This window comes from Ruegeria sp. CDSB136 (genome assembly GCF_059610965.1).
The window spans coordinates 129,005-143,749 of record NZ_JBXWOP010000006.1; the positions used below are offsets into that span (position 1 = coordinate 129,005).

16 protein-coding genes are annotated in these 14,745 nt (G+C 59.7%); 6 read left to right on the forward strand and 10 right to left on the reverse strand.

Going from position 1 to position 14,745, the window contains the following annotated elements; translation table 11 throughout:
* Window positions 1–45 precede the first annotated feature (45 nt).
* The 3 genes from AC2FIR_RS08600 to AC2FIR_RS08610 all read right to left on the reverse strand — a co-directional run bounded on the left by AC2FIR_RS08600 (window position 46) and on the right by AC2FIR_RS08610 (window position 1,883).
* Window positions 46–1,113, reverse strand: a complete 1,068-nt coding sequence (locus AC2FIR_RS08600; RefSeq protein ID WP_496746442.1) for a 5-(carboxyamino)imidazole ribonucleotide synthase — start codon at window positions 1,111–1,113, stop codon at window positions 46–48.
* Window positions 1,106–1,594 (reverse strand): 5-(carboxyamino)imidazole ribonucleotide mutase, encoded by a 489-nt coding sequence (gene purE, locus AC2FIR_RS08605; RefSeq protein WP_170614746.1) that lies wholly within the window; start codon window positions 1,592–1,594, stop codon window positions 1,106–1,108. The genes AC2FIR_RS08600 and purE overlap by 8 nt, the downstream gene beginning before the upstream one ends.
* Before the next feature lie 64 nt (window positions 1,595–1,658).
* Complete coding sequence (locus tag AC2FIR_RS08610) at window positions 1,659–1,883, reverse strand: YdcH family protein (RefSeq protein WP_037308505.1); 225 nt, start codon at window positions 1,881–1,883, stop codon at window positions 1,659–1,661.
* Window positions 1,884–2,047: 164 nt separating this feature from the next.
* Between AC2FIR_RS08610 and AC2FIR_RS08615 the strand changes: the two genes are divergently transcribed.
* The 4 genes from AC2FIR_RS08615 to AC2FIR_RS08630 all read left to right on the forward strand — a co-directional run bounded on the left by AC2FIR_RS08615 (window position 2,048) and on the right by AC2FIR_RS08630 (window position 4,561).
* Entirely contained in the window at window positions 2,048–2,461 is a 414-nt protein-coding gene (locus tag AC2FIR_RS08615) for an Hsp20 family protein (RefSeq protein ID WP_058280036.1), read from the forward strand.
* Between the two features lie 5 nt (window positions 2,462–2,466).
* Window positions 2,467–2,691, forward strand: a complete 225-nt coding sequence (locus AC2FIR_RS08620; protein WP_170614745.1) for a DUF1150 family protein — start codon at window positions 2,467–2,469, stop codon at window positions 2,689–2,691.
* 113 nt (window positions 2,692–2,804) lie between these two features.
* Window positions 2,805–3,692: a PhzF family phenazine biosynthesis protein gene (locus AC2FIR_RS08625; protein ID WP_496746444.1), complete on the forward strand. Its 888-nt coding sequence runs from the start codon at window positions 2,805–2,807 to the stop codon at window positions 3,690–3,692.
* Window positions 3,689–4,561, forward strand: coding sequence for a glycosyltransferase family 10 domain-containing protein (locus tag AC2FIR_RS08630; RefSeq protein WP_496746446.1), 873 nt, complete (start codon window positions 3,689–3,691; stop codon window positions 4,559–4,561). Before AC2FIR_RS08625 ends, AC2FIR_RS08630 begins: the two co-directional genes overlap by 4 nt.
* 57 nt (window positions 4,562–4,618) lie before the next feature.
* Here AC2FIR_RS08630 and AC2FIR_RS08635 read toward each other — a convergent pair whose 3' ends face one another.
* From AC2FIR_RS08635 to trxB, 3 genes are all read right to left on the reverse strand, one after another.
* Window positions 4,619–6,337, reverse strand: coding sequence for a bifunctional sulfate adenylyltransferase/adenylylsulfate kinase (locus AC2FIR_RS08635; RefSeq protein WP_170807918.1), 1,719 nt, complete (start codon window positions 6,335–6,337; stop codon window positions 4,619–4,621).
* Between the two features lie 206 nt (window positions 6,338–6,543).
* Window positions 6,544–8,214, reverse strand: a complete 1,671-nt coding sequence (locus tag AC2FIR_RS08640; protein ID WP_496715955.1) for an adenylate/guanylate cyclase domain-containing protein — start codon at window positions 8,212–8,214, stop codon at window positions 6,544–6,546.
* A gap of 123 nt (window positions 8,215–8,337) precedes the next feature.
* Window positions 8,338–9,279 carry a thioredoxin-disulfide reductase gene (gene trxB, locus AC2FIR_RS08645; RefSeq protein ID WP_496746448.1) on the reverse strand — a complete coding sequence of 314 codons (942 nt, stop codon included), beginning with the start codon at window positions 9,277–9,279 and terminating at the stop codon, window positions 8,338–8,340.
* 227 nt (window positions 9,280–9,506) lie between these two features.
* Here trxB and AC2FIR_RS08650 point away from each other — a divergent pair, with 227 nt between their 5' ends.
* A complete protein-coding gene (locus AC2FIR_RS08650; RefSeq protein WP_170619551.1) occupies window positions 9,507–10,007 on the forward strand; it encodes an Lrp/AsnC family transcriptional regulator in 501 nt (166 codons plus the stop codon).
* Between the two features lie 117 nt (window positions 10,008–10,124).
* Here the strand turns inward: AC2FIR_RS08650 and AC2FIR_RS08655 are convergent, their stop codons facing one another.
* From AC2FIR_RS08655 to lgt, 4 genes are all read right to left on the reverse strand, one after another.
* The gene (locus tag AC2FIR_RS08655; protein WP_170614738.1) at window positions 10,125–10,907 is read right to left on the reverse strand and encodes a Hint domain-containing protein; all 783 of its coding nucleotides are present in this window, start codon (window positions 10,905–10,907) and stop codon (window positions 10,125–10,127) included.
* Window positions 10,908–11,643: 736 nt separating this feature from the next.
* Window positions 11,644–12,402 (reverse strand): peptidoglycan editing factor PgeF, encoded by a 759-nt coding sequence (pgeF, locus tag AC2FIR_RS08660; RefSeq protein WP_496762133.1) that lies wholly within the window; start codon window positions 12,400–12,402, stop codon window positions 11,644–11,646.
* The gene (locus AC2FIR_RS08665) at window positions 12,399–13,466 is read right to left on the reverse strand and encodes a class I SAM-dependent methyltransferase (RefSeq protein WP_170614736.1); all 1,068 of its coding nucleotides are present in this window, start codon (window positions 13,464–13,466) and stop codon (window positions 12,399–12,401) included. Before AC2FIR_RS08665 ends, pgeF begins: the two co-directional genes overlap by 4 nt.
* Window positions 13,463–14,350 (reverse strand): prolipoprotein diacylglyceryl transferase, encoded by an 888-nt coding sequence (gene lgt, locus AC2FIR_RS08670; protein WP_496762135.1) that lies wholly within the window; start codon window positions 14,348–14,350, stop codon window positions 13,463–13,465. The genes AC2FIR_RS08665 and lgt overlap by 4 nt, the downstream gene beginning before the upstream one ends.
* A 98-nt stretch (window positions 14,351–14,448) precedes the next feature.
* Between lgt and AC2FIR_RS08675 the strand changes: the two genes are divergently transcribed.
* Window positions 14,449–14,697 (forward strand): accessory factor UbiK family protein, encoded by a 249-nt coding sequence (locus tag AC2FIR_RS08675; RefSeq protein WP_050604795.1) that lies wholly within the window; start codon window positions 14,449–14,451, stop codon window positions 14,695–14,697.
* The last annotated feature ends 48 nt before the right edge of the window (window positions 14,698–14,745 follow it).

Sequence of the window (14,745 nt, forward strand, 5' to 3'; positions counted from 1 at the left end):
CAGGAATAGCTTCGACTGAGGCATCGCACGCCGGCTCGATACCCCTCAGCGGATGACACGGTTGAAATGGCCCATCTTGCGGCCTGCCTTGACGTCGGCCTTGCCGTAGAGATGCAGCGCCACATCCCGTTCGCGGGCCAGATCGGGCACACGGTCCATATCGGCGCCGATCAGGTTCTCCATGACCACGTCGGAATGCCGCTGGCCATCCCCCAGAGGCCACCCTGCGACAGCGCGGATGTGCTGTTCGAACTGATCCACGGCGCATCCATTCTGGGTCCAATGTCCCGAGTTGTGAACACGCGGGGCGATCTCGTTGACGATAAGACCCTCGGCCGTGACAAACAGTTCAACGCCCATCACCCCGACATAATCCAGCGCGTTCAGAATATTGGCCGCCAGCAGCACGGCATCCGTGCGCTGCGACGGCGACAGCCGCGCCGGTACGGTCGTTGTATGCAGGATACCGTCACGGTGGACGTTTTCACCGGGATCGAAACAGGCAACCTGACCGTCCAGACCACGGGCGGCGATGGCGGACACCTCGTGCGAGAAATCCACGAAGCCTTCCAAAATAGCAGGCGCGCCCGCCATTTCGGCCAGTGCGGATTCGGCGTCGTCGGGCGCGCGCAGCCGGGCTTGACCTTTGCCGTCATAGCCGAACCGGCGGGTTTTCAGAATGGCGGGTGTGCCAATCTCATCAATCGCTGCGCGCAGGCTGTCCAGATCTGTGATGTCGGCGAAGGGTGCCGTTTTCAGGCCCAGTCCCTGCAGAAAGCTCTTCTCGGTCAGCCGGTCCTGACTGACCCGCAGGGCTTCGCGGCCCGGGCGAATGGGGCGATGCGCTTCCAGCAGATCCAGTGCCTCAGTCGGGATGTTCTCGAACTCATAGGTGATGACATCCACGTCTTCGGCAAAGGCACGCAGGGCGTCGGCATCGTCATAGGCGGCAGTGGTCACGCGGTCAGCGACGTGGCCAGCAGGCGGGTTCGCGCCCGGCTCAAATATATGCGTTACAAACCCCAGACGGGCCGCTGCGACCGACAGCATCCGGCCCAGCTGGCCACCGCCCAGAATTCCGATCCGAGCCCCGGTTTGCAATGCTTCAGTCATCGGCAGGCTCCTCGGGGATAGAGGCCGACAGCGCCTCGCGCCAGGCATCCAGCCGTCCGGCCAGTTCGGCATCCTGCAGAGCCAGGATACCAGCAGCCATCAACCCGGCATTGGCACCACCCGCCGATCCGATGGCCATGGTCGCCACCGGAAACCCTTTCGGCATCTGAACGATGGAATAGAGGGAATCGACACCCGACAGGGCCCGCGTCTGAACCGGCACTCCGATCACCGGAACCCGTGTCTTCGAAGCCATCATGCCCGGAAGATGCGCGGCCCCGCCGGCACCCGCAATGATCACCTGCAAGCCGCGCGACACAGCGGTTTTGCCATAGTCCCACAGGCGATCCGGCGTGCGGTGGGCCGACACGATGCGCGCCTCGTAGGCAACACCCAGTTCGTCCAGAATATCCGCGGCTTCCTTCATCGTGGGCCAGTCCGACTGGCTGCCCATGATGATGCCTACCTTGATCTCACCCATCCGCATTTTCCCCGGCTTTTCAAAGAGCGCGCACTATAGCCAAATCCACCTGTCTGGCAATGCGTCAGGCGATGATGTCGGGGGTCAGGCGGTCCTCGATCAGCCGGATGATGTCCTTCAGCCGCAGTTTCTGCTTTTTCAGACGTTTGATGGTCAGCTGGTCCGAGGTACCCGTTGCCTGCAGCGCCTCGATCGCTTCGTCCAGATCGCGGTGCTGACGTCGGAAAACCTCAAGTTCAACCCGCAAAACCTCATCAGTTTTCATGGAAAGATCGGTAGGCGCATTCATAGGCGACTCAGTCGTAGTTGTGGTGCTTTCCACACAAGATAGTGTGTCAGGGTTTATCGGGCCAGACCTTGTGGACATCCCTGCATATTCCCATATTCTATAACACGCGGTTGCCGCAACGGGGCCGCACCATCCGTCGCTTTGACATAAAAGGACGAGAAAACGTGTCAAAACTTACTCTTGGCTCATACCCGCATCTTTTGGGGTTCGAGCAGTTGGAACGCCTTCTGGAACGGTCTGCAAAGGCTGGCAACGAAGGATACCCGCCCTATAACATCGAACAGACATCGGATTTTTCGTATCGCATCACCCTGGCCGTGGCTGGGTTCGCGGAACAAGATCTGTCGATCACCATCGAGGATCGCCAGTTGGTGATCCGGGGCCGTCAACGCGACGACAGTGAGGGGCGCATCTTTTTGCACCGTGGCATTGCGGCGCGTCAGTTTCAGCGCATGTTTGTGCTGGCAGACGGGGTCGAGGTCGGCGAGGCGATCATGGAAAACGGTCTGCTGCACGTGGATCTGACCCGCGCCGTGCCGGAAACCGTGGTGCAGACGATCAACATAAGGAAGGGGTAAGAGCAATGAATACACCGATTGAGATTAACACTGAAGGCGACCGGATCGTGTATGTCAAAGCGGTCGATGTTGCCGATCTTCCCTTGGAAGTGCGAGAGCAGGCTGGTGATCTGGATCAGCTTTATGCGGTTCACGATTCCGACGGGCAGCAATTGGCGCTGGTCGCCGACCGGAAACTGGCCTTTGTCCTGGCCCGTGAACATGACTTTTCACCGGTGGCCGTTCACTGAACGGCCCCGCCTCCGGCTGATTTTAGCGTGACAATCACCGCCATAGCGGCGACACATGCGAACCGGAAGGGCCGGATGCGCCCGTAATTCATATCGTTCGGGGAAAGTGACGCATGAGCTGGTTCGATTTTGACTGGGTGGACGCCTTCAGTGACCGGGCATTTGGCGGAAACGGTTGTGCCGTGGTCCACGGTGGTGCTGTGCTGTCGCAGGGAGTGTGCATGGCCTATGTCCGCGAAACCTCGCTTGTGGAATGCACCTTCACCGGCCCTTCGGAAGTCGCTGATGTGCATGTGCGTTACTTCCTGGCCAGCCGCGAAATCCCATTTGCCGGGCATCCCACAATCGCCACCGTAGCAGCCATGCGGTCGCGCGGGTTGTTCGAAGGTGACAGCCTGACGCTGGAAACCGGGGCAGGGATCGTATCGATCAACCTGAACGGCGATGAAATTGAGATGACGCAGGTTGCCCCCCAATTTGGCCAGCACGTGCCGGCGGAACTTGTTGCCGCCGCGATCGGCCTTTCGGAAAGCGCCATCATCTCCCCGCCCCAGTTCGTGTCGACCGGATTGCCGTTCTGCATCACCGTGTTGCGCGATCATGATGCCCTGCGGGCCGCAAAACTGTCCGAAGAGCCTCTGCGCAAGGTGGCCGAGAAGGCAGGTTTTTCGGGCTCAGATATGGCCGAACCCTTCCTTGTGACGCTGAAGGGTGCAACGTCTGAAGGTGACACATTCTCGCGCCTGCTGCTGGCGCCACCCAGCCCGCCAGAGGATCCGTTCACCGGCTCGGCCACGGGCGCCATGGCGGCTTACCTGTGGAAATACGGCCTGATGCCGAAGGACACCTTTGTGGCAGAGCAGGGGCACGACATGGGCCGCCCCGGACAGGCGACTGTCACGCGAATTGGCCCCCCGGACGCGATGACCGGGATCAGGGTTGCCGGTCGCGGCCATGTCCTGATGCGTGGTCAGGTCGACCTGCCAGAGACATTGCAATGACCCGTCCCGCGATTGCCATTTTGCCATACGGCCACCGTCTTGGGCCGAAACTGGGGGCAGTTCCCCTGTCCGATCTCATCTGGCCCGAGGGCTGCCCAGAGCGCCTGACCGGCAAGACCATCGGTGACCTCGAGCGCACCGATCACCTGATCATGTACCCCAACTCTACCGTACATCTGCGCCTGCGCCGCGGCACACGCGCGCGCATTTCGTTGATGATGGGGGAACCTTCGGCCATTCACGCCAAGCACGACCGGATGCTGCGCTGGACCCATCGCCGCTTTTTCCGGGTGTTCACCTTTCACGACATCCTTCTGCAGACCATCCCGAACGCCGTGTTCCTGCCCTACGGCGATACGCAGGTGTTGGACTGGCAGGATCTGAAAACTGAAAAAAAACGCTCCTGTTCCCTCATCGCGTCGGCCAAACGGGATCAGGTTGGGCATGAATTGCGGCACGAACTGATTGACTGGGTCCGGGAAAGTGGCGCGGATGTCGATGTAATGGGCCGGGGTTACAAACCGTTTGAAAACAAGTCCGATGGTCTGGCCCCATACCGGTACTCGGTGGTTATCGAGAACGTCCGGGAACGGAACTACTTCTCGGAAAAGCTGATCGATGCGATCCTGTGTTCGACCGTGCCGATCTACTGGGGATGCCCGAATATCGACGACTTTATGGACACTTCGGGCATGATCCTGTGCGAATCCAAGGCTGAAATTCAGCAGGCGATTGCGGATGCATCGCCAGAGGATTTCACCGCCCGTCTGCCGCATGTGCAGGCCATTCAGGCCAAAGCCGCCGAATTTGGCGCCTTCGAGCGCCGCGCAGTCGAGGCGCTTCGCGCGGAACTGAATTCCGGAAGTTGAGAGAAGATAACCCCCGGCATAGACCGGGGGCTTCCGTGTTCAGGTTCTGAAACCGGCTCAGGTCGCGGCAATCAGGCCCATGCTTTCCAGTTTCAGCAGTACCTGGTGGGCGCAGTTGTCGACCTCGACATTCTCGGTTTCAACGCGCAGTTCCGGGTTCTGCGGTACGTCGTAAGGGTCCGAGATACCGGTGAACTCCTTGATCTTGCCTTCCCGCGCCAGCTTGTACAGGCCCTTGCGGTCGCGGCGCTCGCATTCCTCAATCGTGGTGGCCACGTGAACCTCGCAGAACGCGCCGAACTGTTCGATCTCTTCGCGAACCGCGCGGCGGGTTGTGGCATAAGGCGCGATCGGCGCGCAGATGGCGATGCCACCGTTCTTGGTGATTTCAGACGCCACATAGCCGATGCGGCGGATGTTTAGATCCCGGTGTTCCTTCGAGAAGCCCAGTTCCGATGACAGGTTCTTACGCACAATGTCACCGTCCAGCAAAGTCACCGGGCGGCCGCCCATTTCCATCAGCTTGACCATAAGCGCGTTGGCGATAGTGGACTTGCCCGAGCCCGAGAAACCGGTGAAGAACACCGTAAAGCCCTGCTGGCTGCGCGGCGGCTTGGTCTTGCGCAGTTCTGCAACGACTTCGGGGAAGCTGAACCATTCGGGGATTTCCAGACCTTCGGCAAGACGGCGGCGCAGTTCGGTGCCCGAGATGTTTAGGATCGTGACCTTGTCCTTGTCCAGGATCTCGTCATTCGGCTCGTACTGAGCACGCTCCTGAACATAGACCATGTGTTTGAAGTCGACCATCTCGACGCCGATTTCGTCCTGAAACTGGCGGAACAGATCCTGCGCGTCGTAGGGGCCATAGAAATCCTCGCCCTGGCTGTTCTTGCCGGGGCCGGCATGGTCGCGGCCCACGATGAAATGGGTGCAGCCGTGGTTGGCGCGGATCAGGCCGTGCCAGACCGCCTCGCGCGGGCCGGCCATGCGCATCGCCAGGTTCAGCAGCGACATCGATGTGGTGGATGCGGGATACTTGTCCAGTACCGCCTCGTAGCAGCGGACGCGGGTAAAGTGATCGACATCACCCGGCTTGGTCATGCCGACAACCGGATGGATCAGCAGGTTGGCCTGCGCCTCCTTGGCGGCGCGGAAGGTCAGTTCCTGATGTGCACGGTGCAGCGGGTTACGGGTCTGGAACGCCACGATGCGGCGCCAGCCCAGCTTGCGGAAATAGGCGCGCAGCTCGTTCGGGGTGTCGCGGCGGGCGCGAAAATCGTAGTGGACCGGTTGCTGAATGCCGACAACGGGGCCGCCCAGATATACCTTGCCGGCCACGTTGTGCAGATAGTTCACGGCCGGGTGCGCGTCGTCGTCCGCGCCAAAGACTTTCTCGGCCTCACGCGCCTTGTCCGGTGTCCAGCGGTCGGTCACGGTCATGGTGCCCAGAATGACACCTTCCTGGTCGCGCAGGGCAATGTCCTGACCCAGTTCGATGTTCTCGGCAAAATCTTCGCTGACATCCAGCGTAATCGGCATCGGCCACAGGGTGCCGTCAGCCAGGCGCATGTTTTCCACGACGTTGTCGTAGTCGGCCTCGGACAGGAAACCCTTGAGCGGGTTGAACCCACCATTCATCAGCAGCTCCAGATCGCAGATCTGGCGCGGGCTCAGGTCCCAGCTTGTCAGATCGGCGGCTTCGACCTTCAGTTTCTGGGCCGAGTCATAGGATACGTACAGTTCAGGGATCGGTGCCAGATTGCTTAACATCGTCATCAGAATACTCTTATTACAGTGTGGTGTTGCCTGTCGTCGCGGCGCATGTGCCCCGATGCAGGCCCGGAGTCCATATACCTTCATGAAACAAAGGACGATATGCGTCGAATTCTCCCGGATTGGAAGGATTTTCCATGTTTGGAATGCAATTGCGATCGAGGTTCTTCAAATTGGCAACAATTCCGCCGTATTCAGCGAATGTGTTCCTATGCCGCGACGCTCAGCTCAAGTTCCGATGCACGCTTGACGGTCAGGGCCGGCACCGGGTGGCTCACACCGCGCAGCTCGAAAAAGTGGATGTCTGAAACGCTGTAATCAAACTCCGCCGCCTGCAAAAGCGTCTCGGACACCAGCAGTTCCGCACCCAGTGCCTTGGTTTCGGCTTCCAACCGGCTGGCCACGTTCACGGCATCCCCGATAATGGTGCGAGAAGCCGAACCGGCAGCGCCGATCTCGCCCAAAACCAGATCGCCCAGATGCAGACCCATGCCGATCCGGACACCCGGTGCGCCTTCGCCCTCAAGCTGACGGTTGAACTGCTGCAGCGCCTGGCTGATCTCGGCTGCCGCCTTCAGCCCGGCCCGGGCCGAGCTTGCGGTATCCGGTGTTTCAAACACGGCCAGCAGCCCATCGCCCATGTATTTGTCGACAACACCGCCCTGGGCAGTGATGGGCGGCACGATCGCGTCAAAGAACCGGTTCAGAAGGAACACAATGTCATACGGCAATTGGCCGGTCGTGCGCGCGGTGAACCCGCGCATGTCCAGAAACAGCACGGCAAGCTGGCGCTCTTTTCCCTGACTGGCATGCGCGCGCCCGCGGCGGCCTTCAGGGCGGAACATGCGGAACACGGTTGCGGGTTCGGTCGGGCGAATCTGACAGGCCAGGCGCGCGCCCTGCGGGGCGTTTACGGCGCTCAGACTGCGTGCCTCGACTGCACTGGGGGACGGAAGATCGTCGGCGCCTTTCTCGACAATTACACGGCAGGTGGTGCAGCGCCCCTTGCCGCCGCACAATGCAGTGTGCGGGATGCCGTTGGCCTGAGAAATCTCAAGCAGGGTCATGCCTTTCTCTGCCACTACCTCGGGGCCGTCCACATACCGGACACGCACCGAATGCCTGCGCCGCCACATCTTGCGCCCGAAATAGATCAGAAGCGTCGCCCCAAGGGCCACCCAGAACACCATTAGCGAGGTGTTCTTGACACCGAACATGGTTTGGAAAGCTTCGGGGGAGGGCCAGTTGTAGTGCTCGATATACTGCTCGCGAAGGTCATCATCGGCGAAATCCAACCACAGCCGCCGCCCCTCGGTCAGCAGCCCCGCAAGCGCAAAGGTTGGGATGAAAACGGCCAATCCGATCAGATAGGGCACGGCCCGTGACCACCAACGGGTCAGGCGCAGCCACATATGCAGGCCGATACAGCCATGTATCCAGACCAACAACAGCAACAGGCTTTGCATCCAGATCGCGATGCTGGGCCACATCAGGATGATGATATAGCCCATCTCGTCATTCACATCGAAAATCTCGTGCGCATACCGTGTATGAACAATGTGAGAGATCAGCTGCAGCGGGATCAGCAACCCCAGAACAACCTGCAATCCGGTGCTGAACGGCATGCGCAGGGTTCTGCGCTGGGCGATGGAATAAAGCGCCAGACCGGCATGGGTGAACAGCGCCGCATACAGAAGGATTGCCCCGGCATCGTGCCGGGTCACAGCCTGACGCCCATCCTGCATGCCATGCAGGTAATCCGTGTGAAACAGGCCCAGGCCAATGTTGATGAAATGGAAGAAGGCAAAGGTAAACAGGACAAGGCCGCTGCCGATCCGAAGACGGGTAGCCCATCCGCCGCGCCACAGAACGTTACTCAATGATGCCACCCATATCCGGCCTTTCGTGCCCCAAAGTCTGATACGGGGTAGGGCGGCGGTCAAGACGGCCATCGGGCGAAGGACTGAATTCACCGTGCGGCGCTGGTGAATTCAGCCAATTGCTTATTCCTGTTCGGCCAGGAAACGCTCGGCGTCCAGTGCGGCCATGCAACCCATTCCGGCGCTGGTGACGGCCTGGCGATAGATATGGTCCGTCAGGTCACCCGCAGCGAAAACACCGGGAACCGAGGTTTCGCTGGACCCCGGTTTGGTCACGACATAGCCACCCATATGGGTTTCCAGCGTGTCCTTGACCAGTTCGTTGGCCGGAGCGTGGCCGATGGCCACGAATACGCCCTTGCAAGGAATTTCCGTGATCTCGCCGGTTTTCACGTTCTTCACGCGCACGCCTTCCACGCCCAGCGGAGCATCGGTTCCGATCACCTCGTCCAGTTCATGGAACCACAGCGCCTCGATCTTTTCGTTTTTGAACAGGCGATCCTGCAGGATTTTTTCTGCCCGCAGTTCATCCCGGCGGTGAATCAGCGTGACCTTGCTTGCAAAGTTGGTCAGGAACAGCGCCTCTTCGACGGCGGTATTGCCGCCACCGATCACCACGATCTCCTGTCCACGATAGAAGAACCCGTCGCAGGTGGCGCAGGCAGATACGCCAAAGCCCTTGAACTTGTCTTCCGAGGGCAGGCCAAGCCACTTGGCGCGGGCGCCAGTGGCAAGAATGACCGCGTCTGCCGTGTAAACCGTGCCGCTGTCACCCTTCGCGGTGAACGGGCGCTTGCTGATATCCAGATCGCTGATGATGTCGTCGATGATCTCGCAGCCCATCGCCGCTGCGTGTTCCTGCATCTTGATCATCAGATCGGGGCCCTGCACCTCGGTAAAGCCGGGATAGTTCTCGACATCGGTTGTGGTGGTCAGCTGGCCGCCGGGCTCGATACCCTGTACCAGGATCGGCTCCAGCATTGCCCGGCTCGCATAAACGCCGGCCGTGTATCCGGCCGGTCCCGACCCGATGATCAGAACCTTGGTGTGTTTTGTGTCGGCCATGGTACCCCCAACTCGATCTGCCTGATGTGGGCGCTCGGCCCGTTGAGGATGGATATAGCGACCGCTTGATCGGGCTTAAAGCCCCTTCCTGACGGTTCCTGTACGGCAGGCAGGTCAGGCGTTGTCGATCAATTTTGCATTACAAATAAACAATATTGCGCGGCGGTGAAATAATATTGCGCATTAGCTGGGCGCTGATATAACAACTGAAAATTCAGGAGCATTCCATGGTCGCCACACGGCTGGATGAGATTGACCGCAAAATTCTGGCGGAATTGCAGGCAGACGGTCGCATGACCAATGTAGAACTGGCCAAACGCGTGGGAATATCAGCCCCGCCGTGTCTGCGCCGAGTGCGCACGCTCGAGGAATCAGGCCTGATCCACGGCTACCACGCCGACGTCAACGCCCGCGAACTTGGGTTCGAAGTGCAGGTCTTTGCCATGGTCGGGCTCGAAAGCCAGGCCGAATCCGAACTCAGCGCGTTCGAAAATCGGTGCCGGGAATGGCCACTGGTCCGCGAATGCCACATGCTGAACGGCGAAGTCGATTTCATCCTGAAATGCGTTGCGCCAGATCTCAGCAGCTTTCAGCAGTTTCTGACAGGCGACTTGCTGACCACGCCGAACGTGGCCAGCGTCAAGACGTCGCTTGTCATCCGCGGCGCAAAAGACGAGCCCGGCGTGCCCTTCGACGTTCTGGAAGAACGAATGAACCGGACGGCGTAACCCCCGCGCGTTTTGGATGTGCCGTAACCGGCGGCAGCATTGCGGCGACCGCCAAAGATAAGATCCAACTGAGTACTAGCTGCATTATGCCCCCACTATGCAGTAATCGTTAACATTTCACGCTGATATCGCGTCCACCTCTCCATCTCCGGCGCGCGGCATAAGCAGCGGGCCAAAATCGTTGAGCGACTCGATATGAGCAAACAAGTTCAAATAGATCGACCGCAAAGAGTGGCTGATCATCCGAACAGCATTAACACCTGGATGATAAGACTCAAAAGATAACCCATCAACACTTATCACCGAATGCCGTTTGAGGCAGATATGAAACAGTTCGACCGGAGTGGGCGGCAATGTTTCGATAACGCCCATTCCGTCCTGGAACTCCCGAACCGGTGCCAGAATCGGCGCGCCGCCATGCAGGTGGCGCAAATGGGCCGGGCAGCCCAGCAGCCGGGCCGCTGGTCCGGCGATGACACCGGACATCGGTTTCTGCATCCCGAACGTGTCGGCCATGATCCGGGTCAATGGCCGCGTCCGGCCGCGAGAATCTTCGCGTCCTGGAATCAGCGTGACGGATCCTTTCCACAGCACGGTTTCCGAGGTGCCATCCTGTGTCAGGACCGTATCCCCCGGCATCAGATCTTCGATTGCAATCGGTCCGCGTTCGGTATCGACCAGCGAACCGCGCGTGAAAGCGCAGAACGCGTCCTCGAACATGGGCAGCGCCGGTGCGATGTGGCGGGTTTGCGAAACTTCACCGTTTTTCAGCAAGGTGCTGACTTCGTAGCGCCGCAGCTGCGCCTTTGCCTTTACTGGCGGTTGTTGGGCTTCGCGCAGCATCGCCGACGTTTCGACGGCATTTCTGGCGGCGCGTGCCAATGAATTTGGAATAGTCATATTTATTCCGTCCCCTCTAAATACCGGTCATGCAGGCCGAACCCTAGGGCAGACCCACCAGATCGGTGTTGTTCTTTGTCTTGAATGAAACGAGAGACCACAGGACGGCAGTCGGAATTCCCGCGCGTCGCGACGCAATATCGCATAACTTTGGTCAACACATTGACCCCCCAGACAAACTCACACAAACGCAAACTGAAATTGTTCACGCACACACGCCCCGTATCAGCGCCACGCAGTATGGTCGTGGCAGCTCGTGCATCGGGCCGGAGCACCCTCCCGTTGCACGTATTAGCCCTTGGAACCGGCAGCATGGTTCCGCGGGCCTTCATGATCAGCGCCGCGCCGCCAGACGGCGTGCAACTCTGACAGATCTGCTGGAAACTCGCTTCCATGGCATGTCAGGGTTTTGATCCCTGATCGCCGCGAAAACAGCGCTTAGAAAGCGTGATCTCGTCTTCATAACTTTGTCCTGCTCAATTATTGGGGCTTAGGCCCGTTTTCCCTTGTGTGAACCATTTGTGACGCTGATTTGCGGCACCGATAAGGCTGATCCGGGATCAATTGAGGACAAATTGAAGGTAAGCGGTTCCCTTTTGTTAACATTGCCGCGCCAATCAAAGGTCAAAACGTATAACTGTTTGACAGCGGACAATAATTTCCGTTCGATTCTGATTAGAATAAACACCACAAATGTGGCGGAAAAGCGGCAAAATTGCCTTAATCTTGCCTAAAACTACAATCTGATCGCGGAGATCAGGCGCCCGTAGTCCGCCTCTTTGGCGTGTGTCGACCGGCGGTAGGAATAGAACCTTTCGGGGTCGGAATAGGTGCAATGCCGTGTCCATTCCGCCTGCCCGATACCCGCCGCCCGCAGCCGGTGCAGGCCAAAGGCGGGCAGATCGAAATGAAGCCGATCGCCTTGCCCATTTGCGAAAAACCGCATGTTATCGGGCGAGTCCGCGGCAAAGTCATCCAAAAACTCCGGCCCAACCTCATATGCGCGTTGCGAGATCGTGGGGCCGATCACCGCAATGGTGTCTTCGCGGCGCGCGCCCAGGGCCACCATGGCCTCCAACGTGGCTTCCAGCACACCATCCAGGGCACCGCGCCACCCGGCATGTGCGGCCCCGATCACATTTGCGTTTGGATCAGCAAACAGCACTGGCTGGCAGTCGGCCGTCAGGATCGTCAGGGCCAGCCCGGGCGTTGCGGTCACAACCGCGTCCGCCTTTGGCTTCTCACCGGTAACCGGGGCATCGACCGTCAGGACGGTCGGGGAATGCACCTGATGCACACCGATCAGCGCGTCGGGGGCAACTGCCATCGCATCGGCCACCCGGCTGCGGTTCACGGTTACAACGTCGGTCTGGTCAGACGACCCGTACCCGCAGTTCAGCCCCGAGAAGATTCCGGATGACGCCCCGCCGCGGCGGCTGAAAAACCCATGTCGGACAGGGGAAAGAAGATCAGATGTCAGAATCTCGAGCGTCATGGTTCCAGTCCCGGTGGTGGAGAAGCGTTTGCCGGATAGAGGCCCAGCACTTTGAACAGGTTTCCCATTTCCTCGGGATGCGTCAACCGGCGATGTGCCGAGACCAGCGAATCCAGTGCCGGACCGGTTAACGATTGAGCTAGTCTTTGCGCGCGTGCCGTTATCCCCAGCCGCTCAAGGAAAACGCCCTGTGGGGTCAGGCGCGTGTGGGCACAGCCCGCTGTCCGGCTGGCCGCTGCAAGGGGTTCGAAATCAACATGGGCCGTCAGGTCGGCCTGGCCCGGATCCGTCAGCACGTCTGACCGCTGATGCCCGCGCAGTGCCTGCAACGTGTCGCCCAGCGATCGCCAGTCGCCGTAATCCACGATCAGGCCAACTCCTCCATACGCCGCTATGCGACCGGCAATTTCGGTGAGATAAGGCGCCGCAGCTGCGCAAAGCTCGACCAAATCGCCATCCATTGTATCCTCAAGCCGGTCTTGCAGGGCAATTTGCGACCCCAATGGCCCCAGACCAAAATGCAGCGCACCCTGATCCGCGCCGATCAGACGCTCGCGCCAACCCTCGCCGTCACGCAGGAATTGCCGGATGGGCAGGGCATCAAAGAACTCATTAGCTACAAGATAAGTGGGAAGGCTTGGCAATTCATCGATCGCGTCGATCCAAACGGGTGCGTAGTCCTTCAGAGTCTCCGCCTGCATGGCGCGCAGTGTGGGTGATGCCTCCAGCAACAGCACCCGCGCCGCGTCATGAAAGCCGGGAACCTCCCGCGTCGCGCGCAGGATATCGGCCATCAGGGTTCCGCGACCGGGACCGAGTTCAACCAATGCAATCCGCGACGGACTTCCCTGATCCAGCCAGCTTTGCGCCAGGCACAAGCCGAGCATTTCTCCGAACATCTGGCTTATTTCGGGTGCGGTAATGAAATCGCCCTGCACGCCCAGCGGGTCGCGGGTTGTGTAGTATCCCAAATCAGGATGCAGCAGGCATTCGCTCATGTAATCGGCAATCGTCATCGGGCCGTCCTGCCCGATCCGTGCCAGCAGGTGATCGGTCAGGGTCATTTCGCCGCCCGGGCACGCAGGGCAAACCACAGGCCAAGAGCGATCATCGGCAGAGACAACAACTGTCCCATCGTCAGCCCATAGCCGCCCACATGCCACGCAAGACCCAACGGGTTGCCGGGAGAAACAAACTGCGCATCCGGCTGGCGGAAGAACTCGACTATAAAACGCGACGCGCCGTATCCGGCCAGAAACACGCCCATGATCAGGCCGGGTTTGCGGAACGCCCCGCGCCGATAGGCCAGCCACAGCAAAAGCGCGCCAAGCAGGATGCCTTCAAGTGCAGCCTCATACAATTGTGAAGGGTGGCGCGCGCACATGCCCGCCACAACGCCGGGGCAGTCCTGCGCGGCCATGCCGGGAAAGATCATAGCCCATGGCGCATCGCTTGGCCGCCCCCAGAGTTCCGCATTGATGAAATTTGCCAGTCGCCCAAGCAACAATCCCGGCGGTACGGTGTGGGCGATCAGATCGGCCAGAGACAGCGCCGGTATATTATGCCGCCTTGCATAAAGATATGCGGCGACAACCACGCCCAGCAATCCGCCGTGAAAGGCCATGCCGCCTTGCCAGACTTTCAGGATATCCAGCGGATGCGACAGGTAGTATCCGGGCTGATAAAACAGCACGAACCCCAGCCGTCCGCCCAGAATGACGCCAAGGATGATCCACGTGACCAGATCCTCCAGCTGTTCCTTGCGCAGAGGCGGCACCTCGCCGGGCCACAGGGCAGGGCGACGCAATGCGGACAGCGCCATCCGCCACGCGATCAGAATGCCGGCGATGTAAGCCAGTGCGTACCATCGCAGCGCGAACTCCATCCCGAACAGCGAGATCGAGAACAATTCGGGCGACAGATCGGGAAAATTCAGAACAGCCTGCATGTGCGTCTCATTGCCCGGGCTTTGCAGGGCAAGTCAACCTTGAGTCCGGCTCATTCTTTACCCATATAGGGACCAACCGCGAAACCGGAGTTAGAGACATGCAAACCCGCAACAAAATCCTGGACGACGTATCCCAGCTGATGACCAACGCGATGGGCGTGGCACAGGGCGCGCGGGAAGAGGCCGAAAACGCGATGAAGTCGATGATCGACCGCTGGCTGGCCGACCGTGATTTCGTCACCCGCGAAGAATTTGATGCCGTCCGTGCCATGGCCCAGAAAGCGCGCGAAGAAAATGCGGCGCTCGAAGCGCGAATTGCAGCGCTTGAGGCGAAACTGGACAAGTAACGTTCCGTTCGCGCCGCGTTGACCAAGTTTTCAGGACAAAATTTTCTG